Below are 20,680 nucleotides of genomic sequence, written 5' to 3' on the forward strand. Positions count from 1 at the left end.
ACACTCCTAAGAGTAAGACGTGAGATGAATGGCAGTTTTAGCTAACTATATTTACTAAACGATTCATCCTTCTATAGTTATAAGCTTTGTAAATTCTGAATTTAAAAAGCTTATAACTATTTTTGATGGAGATCATTGAATTTTTGTGAGGTTAAGTTGAATATTAAATACTGATTTTAGGGTAAATTATCAGGTGTTAGCAAGTTATCTTTACTGAGAAATACAAGTATTCGGGAAATATAATTGTCTTATATGATGCTATTTTTATACTTAAAATTCCTATCAATAAAGTTGGATAAGGCTTAAATAGCAAAGGTTTAAGTAGATTTAAATTTACAGAATCAAAAGATACACAAGAGATATTACAGCGATCGCCAGATTTGAAAATGTTAATTTTATGTAAAAAAATTTAACTAGACTAATCAATCTATAAAATAGGATAATTCCTTTAAACTAAGAGTTCATCATAGTCCTAATTTGCAAATAGAATAATCTTTAAGCATCCCACAACATTATCAATACTCGCAGTATTTTCTCATTTGGATCATCAACTTGGCTGAGTGCCTAGAGTGATATTGATATATGTAGAGTGAGTCAGCGAGATAAATCCTGGAAATACCAAGAGATTATTCATCCTGACACACTCTACCAACAGCCAATTTGGAATGATTGATTTTTTGGTGTCCCCTAAAATCATGACAATTGACGAATTAACTATGCAACTCGACCAGCATCTCATTGATTTACCTAATCTATATCATGCTATCAATCGTTACCCTCTGACGATTGACCCTAATAGTTATATAGTCGATGCTATTAGCTTGATGTATCACAAAAGAAGCCAAATCTCAACGCTCACCAGTTTAAACGCAGTTTGCAATGCACGCAACTGGTATTTACAAAAGACTAGCTGTGTTTTAGTTGTAGAGGCAGAAAAAGTCTTAGGCATCTTTACAGAACGAGATATATTTAGGCTGGCTGCGTCAAGTATAGATTTTTCTCAAGTTAAAATGGCTGAAGTCATGACACAGCCAGTCACGACGATGAAACTATCACATTTTCAAGATATTCTTACAGCCTTGTCGGTACTGCAAAACCATCAGATTGGCCATTTGCCCATTGTGGATGATGATGAACGCTTAGTGGGAGTTGTGACTGCCACCAGTTTGCTACATGGGTGTAATCAGTTACCAATGGTGAGCATTGTTGAGGCTGTAAATAAACCACAAATTGAGTTAAATCAGGTAATTCCAACGTTACAGTATCCAACTGACTACTCATTTAAGCTGCGAGAAAATCTCACGGAGTTGGGTATATCCCAGGAGCTTTGGCAACAAGAAATCATTGAGCGTCACAATACTGAAGAAGCATTGCGACAGAGTGAAAAAATCTATCGCCAGTTAGTGGAAAGCCAAACAGATTTAATCCTCCGCGTTGATCATTCAGCGCGGATTAAATTTGCCAATCCCTCTGCGTGCAAACTTTTTGGTAAATCATTACATAAGTTTATTGGCGATTCTGTATTTACTCTGTTTCCTAGTAATGAATTACCTCAAGCTGTAGAAAACTTCAATTTGTTGAAGTCTCCACCTCATGACATAACCATCAAAGAGCAACCAGCATTAACAGTTAAAGGTATTCGTTGGATTGAATGGAAGATAATTGGTATCCCAAATAAATACAAGGAAGTTGTGGAGTTTCAGGCTGTAGGAAGAGATATCACAGCACGCAAGCAAATAGAGATCGCATTGCGAGAAAGTGAAGAGAAATTTCGCTGTTTTGCTGAAAACACTCATGCTTTAATTTGGATTGCCCACTTAGAGTCAGGGGAAAACTTCTACGTTAATCCAGCTTACGAACAGATTTGGGGACGTTCATGTCAAAGTTTGCGTAATCAGCCATTCTCTTGGATAGAATCATTACATCCCGACGATCGCGATCGCGTTCTTGCCAAAATAGAGCGACAAAAGCACGGTGAAGCCACCAACGAAGAATATCGCATTCTGCGACCTGATGGCTCGGTGCGTTGGATTTGGGATCGGGGTTTTGCCATACGTAATGAACAAGGCCAAATATATGCTTATGGCGGCGTTGCGGAAGATATTACCGAACGCAAACAAACAGAAGAATTACTGCGCCAGAGCGAAGAAAGATTGAGTTTAGCTCTCATATCTGCCCATATGGGAATATTTGACTGGAATCTATTGACAAATGATACCCTCTGGTCAGCCAATATGGGGCTATTGTATGGACTGCCCCAGGGTACTATCTGTCCTAGCCCGGAAGCATTTCTGGAGTTAGTTCATCCTGAAGACAGAACATCTTTTAAGGAAGCAGTTAAGTGCTGTATTGAGCAACATCAAGAATTTGACATCACCTATCGAGTAATTTGGCCTGATGGCAGCATCCACTGGCTAAGTAGTAAAGGTCAAACCTACTATAACGAAATGGGTCAACCCATCAGAATGGTTGGTACAACCAGAGATATTAGTGAACGCAAACAAGCTGAAGCAGCCATCAAAGAAAGTGAAGAACGCTATCGTTCTGTAGTCACAGCCATGCAGGAGGGTGTTGTATTACATGAGCGTGATGGCAAAATAGTTGCTTGTAACGCCAGTGCAGAGAAGATTTTAGGACTGTCTAGCGATCGCATTATTGGACGTGTTTGTGATGCTTCTTGGCGAAGCATTTATGAAGATGGTTCTCCCTTTCCTGATGAAGAGCATCCTGCAATGGTGAGTTTACACACCGGACAACCTTGTTCAAATGTGATCATGGGAGTTCACAAACCCAATGGACAAATCACCTGGCTTTCTATTAATTCTCAACCCTTGTTCCGTAACAATGAGTCTACACCGTATGGGGTAGTTGCTTCCTTTTCCGATATTAGCGAACAGCAACAAGCAAAACAAAAAATCCGCGAACAAGCCGCTTTACTGGATATTGCCACCGATGCCATTTTTGTGAGAGATTTAAACAACCGTATCCTATTCTGGAATCAAGGTGCAGAACGTTTGTATGGTTGGTCAGCCTCAGAAATTTTGGGAACTGAACCCACGAGCTTACTATATCCAGAAACTTCTGTTCATCTCCATAAGACAGCTCTGAAAACTGCGATTGCTGCTGGTATGTGGCAGGGAGAGTTGCAAAAAATCACCAAATCAGGCCAGGACATTATTGTCGAAAGTCGTTGGACAGTGATGCGGGATACAACCGGGAAACCTAAATCGATTTTGATTGTAGATACCGATATCACGCAAAAAAAACAACTAGAAGAGCAGTTTTTTCGGACTCAACGTTTAGAAAGCTTAGGCACACTCGCCAGTGGTATTGCCCACGACTTAAACAATATTTTGACACCTATTTTAGCAGCTGCTCAACTCTTACAAAATAGAACTAATCGAGCGTCTGAGCCATCGTCTCATGTGAGTGGAACGCCATCGCAACAACTACTAAAAATTATCGAAAACAATGCCCAACGGGGAGCAGGCTTAGTCAAACAAGTATTATCCTTTGCGCGGGGATGTAAAGGAGAACGTACTATAGTCCAACTCAAACATCTGATTACCGATATTATTCTCATTGGTAAACAGACATTCCCTAAATCAATTGAATTTGCGACAAAATTACCCGAAAACCTGTGTGCTGTCTCTGGAGATGCTACCCAATTACATCAAGTGCTGATGAATTTGGTCGTCAATGCCCGTGATGCCATACCAGAGGGCGGAAAAATCACCATCTCTGCGGAAAATATTTTTATTGATGAAGCTTATGCCAGTATGAATATTAATGCTCAGGTTGGGCATTACATCCTGGTTAAAATCTGCGATACAGGCATTGGGATGCCACCCAAAATTTTAGATAGAATTTTTGAGCCATTTTTCACGACAAAAGAAGCAGGTACAGGTACAGGATTAGGTCTTTCGACTGTACTCGGTATCACCAAAAGCCACGGCGGTTTTGTGACTGTGACTAGCAAGGTAGGCAAAGGTAGCCAATTTAACTTGTTCTTACCCGCAGTGTCAGGCATCCCAGATTTAATCACAGAGAGTGCAGCCACTCCTCAAGGCAATGGAGAGTTGATATTAGTGGTAGATGATGAAGTCCAAATTTGTGAAATCATCAAAATGATTTTAGAAAACCACAACTACAAAATTCTGACTGCTAATAATGGTATTGAAGCGATCGCCCTCTATGCCAAACACAAGCATCAAATTACTGCCGTCTTCATGGATATGATGATGCCAGAAATGGATGGAGTAACTGCCATTCGCACCATGCACAAAATGAAATCCAATGTGCAGATTATCGCTTGCAGTGGACAAAATTCACCGGAAGCTGTAACAGAAGTGTTGGGGACTGGTTTTTATCAAGTTTTACCGAAACCTTTCACTGCTCAAGAATTATTAAATAGTTTGCACAATCTACTCAAAGAGAAGCATTAGGCTGTTTGCATGAATATTTTTGCCCCACCCTAATCCTAGGGTGTTGACTTTGATGAGATTTACCCATTTTTTATTCATACAGTTTTGGTGTCATCATCGGTGAAGCAAATTAAATGAGTAATGAGTAAGTAGAACAGGGTAAATAATTAAAGGTTTGTAGTAAGAACTTTAGTTCTCTCTGCGTTCTCTCCGTTCCCTGCGGGACGCTCCGCGAACAAAAAAGGACTAAAGTCCTCTCTACGAGACGCTACGCGAATACTACGAACTCAATCTTAGTTTTTTTACATTACTTAACATAGTTTGGTGTTTTCAAGTTGTTCTACTTAATGAGTAATGAGTAATGAGTAATGAGTAATGAGTGGATTATTTTTTATTTTTCTTTCAATTTGTTGATTGAAGTTGCTAAGGGTATTTACTCATTACTTATTACTTAAAGCCCCCAATCCATCGAGGGCATTAAGGGGAGTAAATTTCCGTATTATCAAATAACTCAAATGCTAAACCTGTGCTATTCCATCTAATAAACCATCTGAAATAATCACCCCATTACTAGCAGCTATCTTTGCAACCTTTGATTCACTCATGTTAACTATAGGTAAGAGATGGTCATATAACTGCATTGATTGTAAGCAATCATTAATATTCGTCACTGCCATATTATAAGCCTCCATTTTTTGTTCTAAGGTATTGAGTAACTGCCGATTATTAGCAATCTTCTCCTCAGCTTCTTGTTGCAGAGTTTGTTCTAAATAAACCCGTGCTTGGGGATACTGTTGCAGAATCTCTTCTGCTTGGGTTTCAGCCATTGGTAATAATTGAGTTTTGAGGCTTTGGTTAATAGTTTGGCGGAAGGTTTTGCGGATGGTTTGAGAAACCTTTGGCTCAAAATCCAACTTTAATAATTGTCTAATAGCTGGTTCGGCGTCTACCATACTTTCACAGTCATAGCCTTGGGAAGTTTGTAGCAAAGTTTGCCGAAATTGATATATAGAAAAAGTGCCTTCATCATAGAATAAATGACTTTCTCTGACGAAGCGATCGCACTCTACACTGGCTGCATCAATTAAAGATTGAGATACACGTTTTTCTAAAGCTTTTATTTGTTGTTCTATCCCCGCATCATTACCCAGTAAACGATATAATTGGCGATAATATTCTGATTTACGAATTTTCTCCATTAACCTTTGGAAGAAATTAGCAACCACTTGTTGAGATGATTCGACTAAAATGTCTTCTAATTGATTAGCTAGATAATAGAATGCCTCTACTAAAATTGCTAATAATGGTGCGGTAGCATTACGCGGATGACTAAGAGTTGCACGGCGATAAGCATCAGCCACCGAAAAGGTATCTAATAACTCATCTAAACGGTGGATCATCCGAGATTGTAACTGCTTGAAATCAGCTTCAAACACATCACATGAATTATTAATTACCTGGTTAACTTCTTCTGTCATCTGCTGATTAAAATCTCTGCCAATTTGTTGTAATTGCTGGTTGAGACGTTGTAATTCATGTTTTTTCATCGTCTCGATTTCTTGTGGTTGACTATCTAAATCTCGATGCAACGATTGATAGTGTTTTTTCAACTTAATACAAATATCTTCTAAGTCATCAGCTAGATTTTGAAAAAGCTGTGGACGCTTTTCTTCAGTCAAATAACGAGTAATAGCTGTGCGGAATTCCTCAATACCACTGTCTTGAATTAGCTGATTAATTAAGGGTATCCCCTGTTCAGCTAAAATGCGTACATAGTTGGTGTTGGGTGATTCAAAACCATTGAGAGAAATCCGAAAACTAGTAGAAGCAAGTTTTCCAGAACTGACACAATAGTTATTAAAGGCGTAAACAAACTGTGGTGTTTCTTCTACCGCATTTACACCTCTAACACTATCTGCAAAAATAGAGTCTAAACCAAATCTATCTTGTTGAGTTGTTTGTTTAATTTGACTGCCGTAAAATCCGAGTAACCCACTGGTTTTATAAACTCGGCTGGTATCACGGAACTGTCCGTTAATTAAATTATCGAGTCTTTGCCTTAATTGGGTATTGTACCAAGTTTCATCTATGCGGTTGAAGATATAAAATACGCGATCGCGTATTCCACCATTTTGCCGCATTTTCTCTAAAAGTTCCGTCTCCTCCTTAGTCATATCTCCAGCCGATGCAGGTTTTAGCACACACACCACCGCCGATGTTTCAGAATCCTGAATTTTGGTGTAAGTTAACTGTGCATCCTTCTCTACTGGCGCATCAATTCCAGGTGTATCAATAATTACGTTACCATCTTGCAATAGGGGATGGTTGCAATAATATTCAATTTGCTTTAAAACCGCGCTATTACTACCACGCCGCGCATATCCAGCCGCTTCTTTTAGGTTAGAAAAGTTAAATTGCTCCATTGAATAGGTTGCATTATTGATGGTATGAATATGTTGACGGTTAGCTTCATATCCTTGTAATAATAATATTAAGGCTTTAGCTTGTTTCGCGCGTTCTGACTTACTCTCTCCACCCTCTTGCTGAATAATCGCTTCGCATCCTTGATACAATAAGCTAACTAGTTCAGATTGATTGAGATTAGCGGCGGTTTTAAAGCCTAATTGCTGACATAAAGACGTTGCTTGTTCTCTAATTTCTGCTTCACTGAGGAAGGTTAAAACTACCCGTTCTTGGTCTAATTCTGCATATTCAATTTTACATTCTGTACCTGTGGCGTGTCCTTCTGCACTGTAAAGTAGCTCTCGTTCTAACAGTGCATTAATTAACATCGATTTACCTGCACTAAATGCACCAGCAAACACAATTTCAAATCTGGGAGAAATTGCTTTACCTAAAGAAGTTTGGACAGGGGTAATATCTTGCGATCGCAGAGATTTTTCTTGCTGTAAAAGTTGCAATATAGAATCCACTTGATCTTTTAAATTATGACCCTGAAAAGGCAGGTATGACATACAATAACCTATGACAATTTCCGTATATTTTATTAAAGTATTTATACTATTGCTTCAGTATTCTTACTACGATATACAATTGCCACTTGAGAAAGAGGATAAATAAATTTTTAAGTATTACGATGATTGCAGATAATCATGATTTTTTAATGTGAGTTCAATAAACCTCTCCCCCACCTAGTACCGCTACGCGGAAGTCAAAAATCAAAAGTCTTGTATATTAAGGCTTTAAACGATTGAGAATGGTCTGTTTATTTATGCCGTGCTGTACTAGGGGAAACGCATCTTATTTCCTAATAAAAACTAAAGAAGGTTCAAAGATGACATAGATAATTGTAAAAAATGGGAAAATGATAAGCAAAACAAATTCCCGAATATTCAAAAGTTTGAATTAACTTATCTTCAGTTGAATCGCTATATTTTAATAGTAAAAAACTCATTTATTGGGTAAATAAAATTATTTCTAGCATGGGGAGTGACTCCCATGCTTAGGTTAACGGAGTGTCAAGAGACGCGATCGCGGCGAAACCTCCAGAATAACCCTAGACCAGCAGAACCGATAAACCATCCTAGGGTAATTGTGGCTTCGGGAACTGGTTTAATAGATGTGTAGTTTGTGATGGAAAAAAATGTTTCTGGTTCAAGGTCAAAACTCCACTGGAAAGCGTAACTATTCTCGCCAGTTAATGTCGTAGGAAAATTTGTCAGAGTAGTAGGAAGATTGTCTGTTAAGGCATTTAAAATATCAGGGAAAGCAGCTACTTGATAGTAGCTTGCCGAAGGTTTAATCACTTCCGTAGCTAAGGTAAAGTTATCAAACTGTGTAGCCATCCCATAACCGATTTTTGTTGTATCCTGCTGACCGTTATCAGTTAAATCAAAATCAGTATATTTAAACAAATGGAAGTCTAACGGATTAGAGCTAGTATTTTTAATCTCGATATTCTCTAATAAGCTAGAGTGACCACGACCTGGCTTACCCCCATTTAAACGGTAGTTGAGTTCGATTTCAAAGCCAGCACCAGCATAGCTTACTGTGAGCATATTACTAGTTAGTTGAGTTTGATTTAGTCCAATTAAATTGAGGTTATTAATTGGATTTTCTCCACTAGTAGAGCCAACACGATACCAGAATTGGCTCTGAAATAAATGATTTATATCATCAACTGTCCAAAAGATGAGACCACTATTACCAGGGTCACTAGAAGAAGTATCAAAAGCAGCAATTGAATTCTCATCACTCAGAGCCAATACAGCCGATTGAGCAGACTGTTCTGTAAGTCCCACAGTTAAAATAACGGTGGTAGTTGTCAAAAATAGAAATTGTCCTTTGAGAAACTTAGAGAGTTTTTTCAACATATCAATTTATGGCTTATGTAGGGGCATTACTATCAGAATAAAATCTGTAAAATATAGGAACTAGTTTGATATTTAGCAATTTGAAAATATTTGAAATTGGCAATTTTTTCAAAAATCAAATAAGCATCCTATATCTATCAGAAAAAAGTGATTTTGAAATTGATCAGCTACTACAAGTGGATTTGCTCATACCTTGAGTTAGCCTCAGAAAGCCTCTGCTGTGCTGATGATTTCTTCCAGCTTTCGATCAAGCATTTGTGCGATCGCTAGGATTTTTGGGTTTTGGAATTGTCCCAGAACGAATGACGGCTGATTGTAAGTGATCTGAGTCCGTCCCTCTTGGTCTTCATAGACCAACATTCGCAAAGGAACATAAAGCCCAACCCCTAAATTTTCTTCTAACATTTGTCTGGCAATGAGGGGATTGCCAATCACATAGAGCTTGGCCTTAGTATCTTTAAAGGCTAGGGACATCAGACTACCATGATCAATAATCGCAAAAGTCATTAAGCTTCTAGTGCCGATTTTTGACTCCAGTTTCTCCTGGAACTCCTCCCACGACTGACTGGCCAAGACCATTTCTTCAACACCCGCCAAATCAATCTGATCTTTTTGAGCGATCGCTTCAATTGCTGTTGTAAATTCCTCAAAGGACTTGTTTGAAGACACCATAATGTGCATTTCTGACAACAGCGTTAGGGTTTCCATTCTGTTCTCCTTCTTGGGTTATTTTGTGCTGAATCTCAACTTTAGATTTGACCAAAGAACCGGAATGGTTAGCGCAATAGCCAACTTTTGATCGTCCGCGCCACCAAATCAGGGTTGTCATGGTGGACAAAGTGGCCAGCCGTGGGGATAGTCACAAGTGTTAAGTCATTTTCCACCCACTCCCACGTATTGTTCAGCGCACCAGCTAAAAGATATTGGTCTTGTAAACCATGAATCATCAGTACAGGTGCTTGCACTTTGATCACTGGTGAAGTGTCTTCTGCATAAGGTTCTCTGGGATAATTTCGTTGGTAGTAATGCAACATTGCCTGCATATCAGACCGTTGCAAAGCCTGGATATATTTCTCTTTCACGGCTTCTTGCATCGTTGGCTTTGTCACCAAACTACAAAGCATTTCCGGGGTGAGGCTCAGATAGGTTTCTTCCTGCTGAAAGTCTCTGGCGTACTGACTATTTTGCTGTTGCTGTGGATTGTGGGCAAGTTCCCGCGCCAAACCCCTGGGATGAGGCAAGTTGAGAATAATCAGCTTTTCGATCATCGCGGGTATGTGCATCGCAAATTGCCAAGCGACCATACCACCCCAGTCATGACCCACAATAATCGCTTTCTCTCTCCTCAAATGATGGATAACAGTCTGTACGTCTTCTAAAAGTAAGCGAATGTCGTAATTCTCCACCCCTTTGGGTTTGTCGCTGAGGTTGTAGCCTCGCATATCTATAGCCACAACTTGGTAGTATGGGGCGAGAAACTCCATTTGGTAGTGCCAGGTATACCAGTAGTCTGGAAAACCGTGGATCATTACTAGGAGTGGCCCTTGACCGAGGCTAGCGTAGTGGATTTTTACGCCATTGTTGTTAGCATAGCCGTGTTCGACACGGGATTCTAGGTCGGCGATCGCAGCAACGCCTCCTGGGCTAAACTGATCTTCCATATTCACATTCATGCTTTCCTCCAGGTCATTTGCAGCTATCAATAGTCTTCTGCTGTATTCTTAGGAATGAGCAAACGATTCATTAATAGATGATTAAGAAGCATTAGCCACAGCAGACAAATCATCTACTACTAGATACACTCGGTAAAACTGCCAGATTTCAGGATCTATATCTGCAATATTAGTTGGCAGTTGCGTTGGAGCTTGATTGATAATATCGTCTGGTGTAGCACTTGCCATCCCACTCAAGACTTGACTAGCCATTGTTGTGTATCCTGCGGCATTGCCCAATAATTGCCGGAATTTAGCAGCGCAAGCTGCTGCTCTAGCCAATGCAAATCGATAAGAACCGGCGGCTCTTCCTAATGCTTCTAAGGTTGAGCGTTCTGCACCACCGATAGAGGCGCAGGCGTAACCAACACCACCCCAAAGGTCTGCCTGTCTGGTTGTGGGGAAAGCTGCAATAGTTTGGGATATGTGAGTCACATCAGCACAGTTCACCATCCAAATACTACGACCCAAACCTTGGTCAAAAATATGGCGAGTATAGCCAGAAAATTGCTCAGGAGGGTTAGCTGTCGCATCAAGAAAGTCCTGCCAATGGAACATCCCATGTTGAAAGCCATAGCCATCAATTACTGGCCAAACTTTCAACGGATCACTTGCTTTTAAATACTTCTCAATCGGCAACCGTCCTTTACCGAGCATTAAACCTACCCCCAAATAAACCATTGCCTGATAAGCTGCACTAGCATCTCCAACAAAGGATTCCACTCGATTTTGATGACTGGGTGCAACTAAATCTTGTTGTGAAAGACCTATACCTATTCCCTCTAAGGCAAATCCAAACAATTCAGTTTCAATGGCATTTAACTTATTTACAAGCACTTCGCGGTCGTCACTGGCTAGGGATGCTTGGTGAGTTTGCCACATTGCATTGGTAACTTGAAAAAATCGCTGCTGCATTTTTTCATCATTTGTTCGCACCCCACGCGCTGTCCAAATATCATTTAACAGCGTCATGACGGTATTTATTTTTAGCTGCCAGGATACGTCTTGCATTTTAATTCTCCTTTTTGAGTAATTGGGTTAAGAATTTTTCTCGTATTTTCTCTTGTCATTTACATAACTAAATGCGAACGGTAATGCTGCCAAACTTCTGGGTCTGGTGTTACTTGGTTGTGAGGATTTTCAGCTACTCTAGCAGCCTCCATTCCCCATAGAACCTCACAAGCTAGTTGTGTATGTGGGGAATAACTGCCAATTTTTTGACGGGACTTAGCAGCGAAAGCTGATCCTTGAATTAAAGCAAACTGATAAGCTCCTGCGGCTATCTTCAAGGCTTCTAAAGTAGCTCGTTCCGCACCACCAGAATAGGTGCAGACAAAACCAATACCACCCCAAAGGTCTGCCTGTCTTGATGGAGGGAAAGCGGCAATTGTCTTTGAGATATGTGTAGCATCAGTACCATCTACAAACCAAATGCTGCGACCCATACCTTGGTCAAAGACACGGACAGCATAGCCAGAAAGATTTTCAGGTATGGCTAATTGATCAAGATATTTTTGCCAATGGGATAAACCATGTTGAAAGCCATAACCATCAATAACAAGCCAAACTCTATCAGGATTAAGTTGTGATATGCACGGCTCTAGAGGTAGGGGGGTTTTACCTAGCATTAAACCCACCCCTACATAGACGAAGTGTTCATAAGCTGTCCCTGTAGCAGCAATGAAGGATTCGACTCGATTGTGCTGGGTAGGTGCAACAAGATCCCGTTGAGTTAGACCCATCCCTACTCCCTCGAAGGCAAATCCGCGCAACTCATCTGCAATTCCATCCAAGTTGGCTATAATTGCCTCTGATTGGTCATTAGCGATCGCAGCTTGGAAACCCTGAATCAAAGTGCCACGGATCTGTTGCATTCGCTGCTGCACACTAGGAATAATTGCTGAAATTCCACGTTCTGCCCAAATATTGATCGGTAGGGTTTTATCCTCATTTAATCTTGCTTGCACAGCATCCTGTATCATGTTGATTTTCCTGATTTAACAAAGTTCTGAGTCTGAGTCCTAAGTGCTGAGTAGTGACTTAAGCTTTGAGAGCAAAAATAGGACTATTGTGTTTTGGCTTTTCATTGATTGCGCCTAGCTTGAGAAAAGAGAGATGTCCTAACAAACCAATAGTTTGTTTCAGTAAGCCAATACTGCATAAACTCAGCTTTTCAATTCCCCAAACACGCTCCCACTTACGGATCAGCTCACGAATTTGCTGATCGTAACTAGATAAATTTTCCCATCCACGCAGGCGATCGCCCTTAGCTAAACCTTGAAGGACAAAATCAGCCGCTATTTCTCCACCATTCATCCCAATCGCTACCCCATTGCAAGAGAATGGGTCAAGAAATGCTACGGCATCTCCAACAACCAAAAATCCTTTGCCAGAATACTTTTCAAATTCCCAGTCATAATTCATCACTGGTTGCGTCGGCGTGACTTTTTCCGCCGCTTGTATAGCCTTAGCCAAAGGCTGCCAACAATCGATGGTTTCCTGAAATACATTTTCCCAATTCTGAGAACTACTTCTAGCTTTTTCTGCAAATAAAACGACCATGACACTGACTCGTTCATTTGGCAGAGTCATGACTAAGATATAGCCAGCATCTAAAGTAATAACTAAAATTCCATGATTAGGAATTAGCTTTGTTAAGCTATGCCCAACAAAATGGGAAAAAACGGCGATATACTCGTTTGATTTTTTCTCTTGTACCTTTGTACCTAAATAATCTGCTAATGGTGTCAACTTACCTCTGGCATCAATAACAATTTTCCCGGCATATTCAATATATCCATCAGGTGTGCAACCTTTAAAACCAGTAATCTGGCCATTAGTAAACACAAAATCTTTTACTATGATGTTTGGCAAATAAGTTGCACCACAAGTCACCGCATTTTCAATTAAAACTTGCTCAAAGATGCTTCGGTTAAGCCCCATCCCTTCATCATGACCCTTAAAACTTTTCGGCTCAATTTCAATTTGGTAATTAAAACTATCATTGGCTGAGACTAACCTAATTTGCTTAGGAGCTTCCACAGCTAACTGGATCTTTTTATCAATATTTAACCTTACTAGCAAGTCATGACTAATTCCATAGAAAGTTTCTGGTAGTTGGAGAACTTGGTTATGCCCTCGATCAACTATCAGTACATCTAATCCCTTTCGTGCTAGTAAATTAGCCGCAGTTAATCCCGCAGTACCTGCGCCAACAACGATAACATCATATACATTTTTCAGCATATCTTCCTTGGAAATAGACATTTTGACTTAAAACTAATCTGAAATCCAAGTTCCATGAAAACCGTAAGGAACTCGCTGTGGTAGAAGAATGCGAGCTACAGGTTCATCTGTAAAGCTTTGAGCATTGACTACTATCAATTCAGAGGTTTTTTGAGCTGTGTCATAAACAAAGGTCAACAACCAACCATCATCTTCTTTAACCCCATTAGGACAGGGGACAAATACAGCTTCTCCACCGTAGCGACCTAATCCAAACTCGTGTAATTGAGATTCACCGCTTGTAAAGTCATACTTCAGCAGTCCATCAAATGTGAAATCAGGTATCCCTGTGGGGATCATTTTTGCTGTGTAGCCGTAGCGGTTTTGTCTTCCCAAATATTGCTGATTAATACTCGGAAATTCTGATGCCAAATTATCAATTGCTTCTTCCTGAACCGCACCTGTACGCAGATTTAACCGCCAGCGATACAAAATAGGTCTATCTTCTTGATGATGATTCAGTTTTGTCTTGTTAGGTATGTTCAGCACTTTAGCATCCATTGCTCGACAAGCAATCAGAATCACTTCATCACCGATTTCATAAGCATTGAGAGTATGTAAAACGTAGCAGGTAGAAACCTCAAACCAATGTACACTCCTGCTGTCCCCATGACGAGGCAGAATACCGAAGCGACTAGGACAATTAGCTTCAAACATATAAGCTGATTCCCTGTGTTGCAGCCTTTCTGTCCTAAACGTTAGAGGCAAATCCATAAAAACTGTATAGTTTTCAGTGATAGCAAAGTCGTGCATCATCACCCCTATTGGTAAGTCAATAGGAACTGTTTTTATGATTTTCCCAGTGGCTGAAACAACGCTATATTGCAGATAAGGAGGCTGCAAAGGGGAGTAACCAAAGAACATCATCTCCCCAGTTATGGCATCAACTTTCGGGTGAGCTGTCAATGGAGAACTTAATTGACCATGATAAGTATATGGGCCGACTGTCTTGAGTGTAGGCAACTCAATTTCGTATGGCTCACCTCCTTCCCAAAGTGCCAAGAGACGGTCTGCGTGCCACATTAAGGCTGTATTAGCAGTATTCTTGAAAGGCCCAAAAAGGTTATTATGAGGGTTATTAAGCTGTGGCGGTTCAGTCAAACCTTTCCAAATTCCTCGACCAGTCCTCTGCTCTATCTTAAATCCCCGTGTCTGCACATAGCGATTGCGGTAAGATGCTTGACTATTGAGAATTTCAATACTATGTAGCATTCCGTCCCCATCAATCCAGTTATAACGATCTGGGGGAGAAAACTGGGGATTAGGGCCATTGCGAACAAATCTTCCGCACAGATTGGCTGGTAGTTCACCTATCACTGGTAGGTCATTGACCGTAATTTCCGCTTGTACAGGAGAGAAATTCCCCTGAAGATAAGGACTAACTGCTGTTGTAATCATCGCTTACACTCTGATAAATAAGTCGGCGTAAATCTTGGTATTCGGGATTTCACAGCCAAGCATGAAAATAATTATTTCTCTACTCCTTACTCTTTCTTTGATAAGGAGGATATCTCCATTTCAAATCGAGTAGAAAAGATTTGTTTAATACTGCTCTTTGATAAGAAAAAGTATCAAAACCAGATTTACCATGATAACGACCAAAGCCACTTGCTCCGACTCCACCAAATGGTAAAGCTGGTACGGTCAAGTGCATCAGAGTGTCATTGATACAAACACCACCTGACGCAGTGGACTGCAAAACCCATTCTTGATTTTGTTTATTCTTAGAAAAAAAGTATAAAGCTAGTGGTTTTGGTTGTTGATTAACTAAATCAATTGCTTCTGATAAATGTGTGTATTCTAAGACAGGAAGAATCGGACCAAATATCTCTTCTTGCATAACTTTATCTTGCCAAGAGACTTGATCTATCACAGTAGGAGCAATGTAAAGATTTTCTAAATCAGTATCTCCTCCTACTATAATTTCTCCAGATTTTAGAAGTTCTGAAAGACGATAGAAATGTCTATTATTGATGATGCGTGCATAACTATGACTGTTAGCTGGTTGATCACCATAAAAATTTTGTATTTGATTTTTAATTTGATCTAACAATTCTTTTTTTATCTGACGATTGACCAAAAGATAGTCAGGAGCAGTACAAGTCTGACCTGCATTGCTGAACTTTCCCCACACAATACGTTTGGCAGTATATTCCAGATGAATATCATTGTCTACAATACAAGGGCTTTTGCCACCTAGTTCCAGGGTCACTGGAGTCAGATTTTGTGCTGCGGCTGACATCACAATTTTCCCAACCTCAGTTCCTCCAGTAAAGAAAATATGATCAAATTTTTCTGATAAAATTTCTTTACTAGTTTCTACACCTCCTTCAATCACAGTAATAAAAGATGAATCAAAGGTTTTTTGAATGATGTCAGCTATAACAGAAGAGGTATGTGAGGCTAATTCTGATGGTTTTAAAATCGCACAATTCCCAGATGCGATCGCACTTACTAAAGGCGTAAACATTAAGTTAATTGGATAATTCCAAGGGCCAATAATTAGGACTACACCCAGAGGTTCACTATAAACTCTAGCTGAAGATAAAAACTGATGAAATGGCGTAGCAATTTTTTGGGGTTTCATCCAAGTTTTTAAATTCTGGAGAGTATGCTTAATTTCCCCTAAAACTCCCATTATTTCAAAGTATCCTTCAAATCCTGGCTTGTGTAGATCAGCCTTTAAAGCTTGAATAATCACATCTTTGTGTTCTTCAATAGATTGCTCTAAAGCTGTTAATTTATCTATGCGAAAGCCAATATTTTTTGTCTGGTTAGTCTGAAAAAATAGTCGTTGTTTATCGACAAAACTACTGATTTTATTTTGAATAATCATAAGTTTTCATCCTCAGTAAACGCAAATTTTTACCAAATCTATACAGATAACAGAGTTGTGATAATTAGGTAGACACGATAAAACTAATATATGTTTAGTTTTGTAAAAGCGGTAAAATAACAAACTTGTAAGGTATGTACCACATTTACATTTCATTACATACCTGGAAATTTTCTCGCCCACTTACTTACTAAACTTATACTTTGTAGTAAGGACTTTAGTGCTTAAAATAATCAGGACTAAAGTCCTTACTACGAACTTGTTTATCCATCAATTCAAAATTGACGTACTACTGCTACAGTTTTACTAATTCTGGAGCTTTTGCTCCATTTTGATCATTCTCTTGTAAAGCTGGTTCATCTATTCTTTGTGTCCAAGGCTGCAATTGAGGTTGGTATTGATAACTCTTGAATTCTTCTGTGGCATTGGCAATATTAGTGTTCGCAGGCAAACCTCTAGTCTTAAATCTAAACACCAAATCGTCTAATGCAGATTCACCAGATGCTTTCATTAAATTGAATACATGGTAAAGATTTCGTGGTGATAGTAGTCCAGCAATCCCAAAACCCTTCCAGAGAAACTTGATATACCACAGAGCAACAAAGAAGTAGATATTTTTCATGTAGGCATAGACATTGCACTTCTGAGGTTCGTATTTAGTATCCTGTAGATAACTATCGAATTCTTTGGTGATGTAGTACCCAAAAGGTAATTGACCCCCGCGATGGATGTACATCAATCCAATGTTAGTATCTTGTTCTATAAGTTGGTTAAACTGGCCGTATACATGAACCATGAGTTTTCTCACAACTCCACGACTTTGTTTGCCAAACTTACGCAAAAACTGCACATCTAAATGCCATTTTCCTACATACATAGGTAAGATCATGCCAAACCACCACATATTTTCTAAATACATACGCCAACTCATAACACTAGCGTGACCGAGTTGTTTGTCATGATCGAGGAGGAGATGGTTACAAGACTCTATGTATCCCAGATTATAGGCATTATAAACAGCCTGCTTTTTCGCTACATCTGGCTCTTTTGCTAACTTCCCACGGATGATTTCTGTGATGGCTTCAATTTGAAACGTCATCATCACCATTCCTAAAGAATAGAAAGGATCGAAGATAGCAGCTGCATCACCAACTACGTACCAATTATCTTCAGAAAACAAAGTTTTACTCTTATGTGGCACTCTAGGTAAGTAATGGAAGTCGATGTCCTCTCCACTCTTGAGCAGTCGATAGAGAATATGATGATTCTCTTCTAAAAAGGCATAGAATTTTGCTTTAGTGTTGATACTTTGAGGCGGAATCACACTATGATGATGGGCTATGCCAATTGACAATTCCATAGTCTGAGTATCTGTAGGAATTATCCATACCCAATGCCCGTGTCCCATCATGTGATTCGTAGCATAGTAATGGCTACAAGTCGCTCCAAACGGGTCATAACCACTGTGAAAAATGGTGCGATCGACATTTTTTACCCGCACCCATGCTGAACCGTTATTCAGTCCGTGGAGGTTTTCAGAACCAGAGATCACGTTATCTGTTTTGTGGGCGATGATGAACTTACGACCAGCAGCATCAATAATGTGTTTAGCTTGAAGTTCTACATAGCCATGTTCAACTTTCACTTTAACGATTTTGAGGGCATCACCAGGGGTCAGGTCTACATCTACTACCCGCCCATTATAAAAACTAGCCCCCATCCCCTTGTTCATTTTTAAGACATCCCGCTCGAACTTAGCACGATTCATCAGCGTAGACGCAAGTGGAGGCTGTTTAATTGACCAAACATGATAATAATCATCAATATTGGCTGTTTGTTCTGCTTGTTTAGCCCAATGATAATTTAATCCGTACTTAGGAGGATGATTCTCAATCAAGTAATCATAAAGACCCAACTCTTTGCCAAAGAATAAAGTGGAAATTTCTACAGTTGATTCTCCAACTTTTAAGTCCTTTTCAGTCCGTTCTTCAGGACGAGGATCAACTAATGCAATCTTGATGTTGGGAATATTCAGGAGGAGGTGACGAGCTTGAGAAACCCCTGCCATACCAGCACCCATAATGACAACATCATAGACTGGGGATTGAGTGTTATTCATTGATATTTCCTTTCACGCACTAAAATTTTGAGTTTGAGCGTAAAGATATTCGAGGTGACTATCATCTTTACGCCCACAATCAGACAAGCGGGTAGTTACACCTGAAGATTAGTTACTAGCTCTGGAACTTGTGCAGAATTTTCGTCATTGGAGTGTAATGATTGTTCGGCAATTTTCTGTGTCCAGGGTTGTAACTCAGGTCGGTATTCGTAACTCTCAAACTCTTGTCTAGCTTTAGCAATGTCATTGCTAACGGGTAAGTTTCGATTCTGAAACTTGAACATCAATTCATCCAATGCGGATTCACCAGATGCTATGAACAATTTGAATATGTGGTGAAGATTTCGCAGTGATAATAAGCCACTAATCCCAAAACCTTTCCATAGGAACTTAACATACCATAGTGCCACAAAGAAGTAGGTATTTTTCATATAGGCATAGACATTGCATTTTTTTGGTTCGTATTTAGTGTCCTGTAAATATGTATCGTAGTCTCGTGTTACATAGTAGTGAAAAGGTAATTGATCAGCTCGATGGGTGTACATTAAACCCAGGTTGGTTTGCCGTTCTATCAGTTGATCAAACTGTTCATAAACATCTGTCATCAAAGAGGTAATAATATTACGCCCTTGTTTGCCAAACTTACGCAAATACTTCAAATCTAAATGCCATTTACCTACGTAAAGAGGTACTATGATGCCGAACCACCACATATTTTCTAAGAATATGCGCCAGCTCATGATGCTAGCGTCACCGAGTTGTCTGTCATGAGCATGGATAAGATGATTATTGGAGCGTATAGTTCCCAGATTAAAAGCATTATAAACAGCCCGCTTTCTCTCTGCGTCTGGCTCTCCTGCTAACTTTGCACGGATAATTTCTGTGATACTCTCAATCCCAAAGGTCATCATTACCATTCCTAAGGAATAGAAGGGATCAAAAATAGCTGCTGCATCACCAATTACATACCAATTATCTTGAGAAAACAGAGTTTTACTCTTATGGGGTAATCTGGGTAAGTAATGAAAGTCGATGTCTTCTCCACTCTTGACCAGTCGATAAATCAGCTGATGATTTGCTTCTAGAAAGTCATAGAATTTTTCTTTAGTGTTGATACTTTGAGGCGGAATCACATTATGATGATGGGCTATACCTATTGACAATTCCATTGTCTGAGTATCCGTGGGAATTACCCACACCCAATGCCCGTGTCCCATCATATGATTCGTAGCATAGTAATGGCTGCACGTTGCGCCATTCGGATCATAGCCACTATGAAAAATTGTCCGGTCTACATTTTTTACCCGTACCCATGCCGAGCCGTTTTTGACCCCATAGAGGTCTTCAGAATCAAAGATTAAGTTGTCTGTTTTGTTACCAATAATGAATTTACGCCCAGCAGCATCGACAAGGTGTTTGGCTTGAAGTTCTATGTAGCCATGCTCAACCTTAACTTTGACAATGTTGAGGGCATCATCAGAGTTCAGTTCTACATCCACTACCCGACCATTGTAAAAACTCGCTCCCATTTGTTTGTTCATTTTGAGAACATCTCGCTCGAACTTAGCCCGGTTCATCAAAGTGGAAGCGAGGGAAGGCTGGCGAGTACACCAAATGTGATGATAGTCATCAATAGTCTGTGTTTGTTCGGGTTGTTTAGCCCAATGAAAGTTCAATCCGTACTTAGGAGGATGATTTTCAATTAAGTAGTCATAAAGACCCAACTCTTTGCCAAAGAACATAGTCGAAACTTCCACTGTGGATTCTCCAACTTTTAAGTCCTTGTCGGTTCGGTCTTCGGGACGAGGATCAACTAATGCTACCTTGATGTTGGGAATATTAAGAAGCAGGTGGCGAGCTTGAGAAACCCCTGCGATGCCAGCACCCATAATGACAACATCATAGACTGGGGATTGAGTATTTTTCATTGATACTTCCTTGCACTGACTAATAAGTTTGAGTTGAGAAAA

The 20,680-nt window shown here is 39.8% G+C and carries 12 protein-coding genes; 1 reads left to right on the top strand and 11 read right to left on the bottom strand.

Going from position 1 to position 20,680, the window contains the following annotated elements:
• The first annotated feature begins 695 nt into the window (after positions 1–695).
• Positions 696–4,445 (top strand): PAS domain S-box protein, encoded by a 3,750-nt coding sequence (locus VB693_RS00800; protein ID WP_323264637.1) that lies wholly within the window; start codon positions 696–698, stop codon positions 4,443–4,445.
• A gap of 497 nt (positions 4,446–4,942) precedes the next feature.
• Here the strand turns inward: VB693_RS00800 and VB693_RS00805 are convergent, their stop codons facing one another.
• The 11 genes from VB693_RS00805 to VB693_RS00855 form a co-directional block, all read right to left on the bottom strand.
• On the bottom strand, positions 4,943–7,399 hold the full coding sequence (locus tag VB693_RS00805; RefSeq protein WP_323264638.1) for a dynamin-like GTPase family protein: 2,457 nt from the start codon (positions 7,397–7,399) through the stop codon (positions 4,943–4,945).
• Between the two features lie 504 nt (positions 7,400–7,903).
• On the bottom strand, positions 7,904–8,758 hold the full coding sequence (locus VB693_RS00810; protein ID WP_323264639.1) for a hypothetical protein: 855 nt from the start codon (positions 8,756–8,758) through the stop codon (positions 7,904–7,906).
• Positions 8,759–8,962: 204 nt separating this feature from the next.
• On the bottom strand, positions 8,963–9,466 hold the full coding sequence (locus tag VB693_RS00815) for a DUF302 domain-containing protein (RefSeq protein ID WP_323264640.1): 504 nt from the start codon (positions 9,464–9,466) through the stop codon (positions 8,963–8,965).
• A 68-nt stretch (positions 9,467–9,534) separates the two neighbouring features.
• Positions 9,535–10,431 carry an alpha/beta hydrolase gene (locus tag VB693_RS00820; protein ID WP_323264641.1) on the bottom strand — a complete coding sequence of 299 codons (897 nt, stop codon included), beginning with the start codon at positions 10,429–10,431 and terminating at the stop codon, positions 9,535–9,537.
• An 81-nt stretch (positions 10,432–10,512) separates the two neighbouring features.
• Positions 10,513–11,481 (bottom strand): DUF1702 family protein, encoded by a 969-nt coding sequence (locus VB693_RS00825; RefSeq protein ID WP_323264642.1) that lies wholly within the window; start codon positions 11,479–11,481, stop codon positions 10,513–10,515.
• A 59-nt stretch (positions 11,482–11,540) separates the two neighbouring features.
• Positions 11,541–12,452, bottom strand: coding sequence for a DUF1702 family protein (locus VB693_RS00830; RefSeq protein WP_323264643.1), 912 nt, complete (start codon positions 12,450–12,452; stop codon positions 11,541–11,543).
• Between the two features lie 58 nt (positions 12,453–12,510).
• Positions 12,511–13,737, bottom strand: a complete 1,227-nt coding sequence (locus tag VB693_RS00835; protein ID WP_323264644.1) for an NAD(P)/FAD-dependent oxidoreductase — start codon at positions 13,735–13,737, stop codon at positions 12,511–12,513.
• Between the two features lie 12 nt (positions 13,738–13,749).
• On the bottom strand, positions 13,750–15,153 hold the full coding sequence (locus tag VB693_RS00840; protein WP_323264645.1) for a carotenoid oxygenase family protein: 1,404 nt from the start codon (positions 15,151–15,153) through the stop codon (positions 13,750–13,752).
• A 79-nt stretch (positions 15,154–15,232) separates the two neighbouring features.
• The gene (locus VB693_RS00845) at positions 15,233–16,591 is read right to left on the bottom strand and encodes an aldehyde dehydrogenase (protein WP_323264646.1); all 1,359 of its coding nucleotides are present in this window, start codon (positions 16,589–16,591) and stop codon (positions 15,233–15,235) included.
• A gap of 295 nt (positions 16,592–16,886) precedes the next feature.
• Positions 16,887–18,710, bottom strand: coding sequence for a tryptophan halogenase (locus VB693_RS00850; RefSeq protein ID WP_323264647.1), 1,824 nt, complete (start codon positions 18,708–18,710; stop codon positions 16,887–16,889).
• A 95-nt stretch (positions 18,711–18,805) separates the two neighbouring features.
• Complete coding sequence (locus VB693_RS00855; RefSeq protein ID WP_323264648.1) at positions 18,806–20,638, bottom strand: tryptophan halogenase; 1,833 nt, start codon at positions 20,636–20,638, stop codon at positions 18,806–18,808.
• Positions 20,639–20,680 lie beyond the last annotated feature (42 nt).

The organism is Anabaena sp. UHCC 0399, assembly GCF_034931465.1.
Lineage (GTDB): Bacteria > Cyanobacteriota > Cyanobacteriia > Cyanobacteriales > Nostocaceae > Trichormus > Trichormus minutissimus.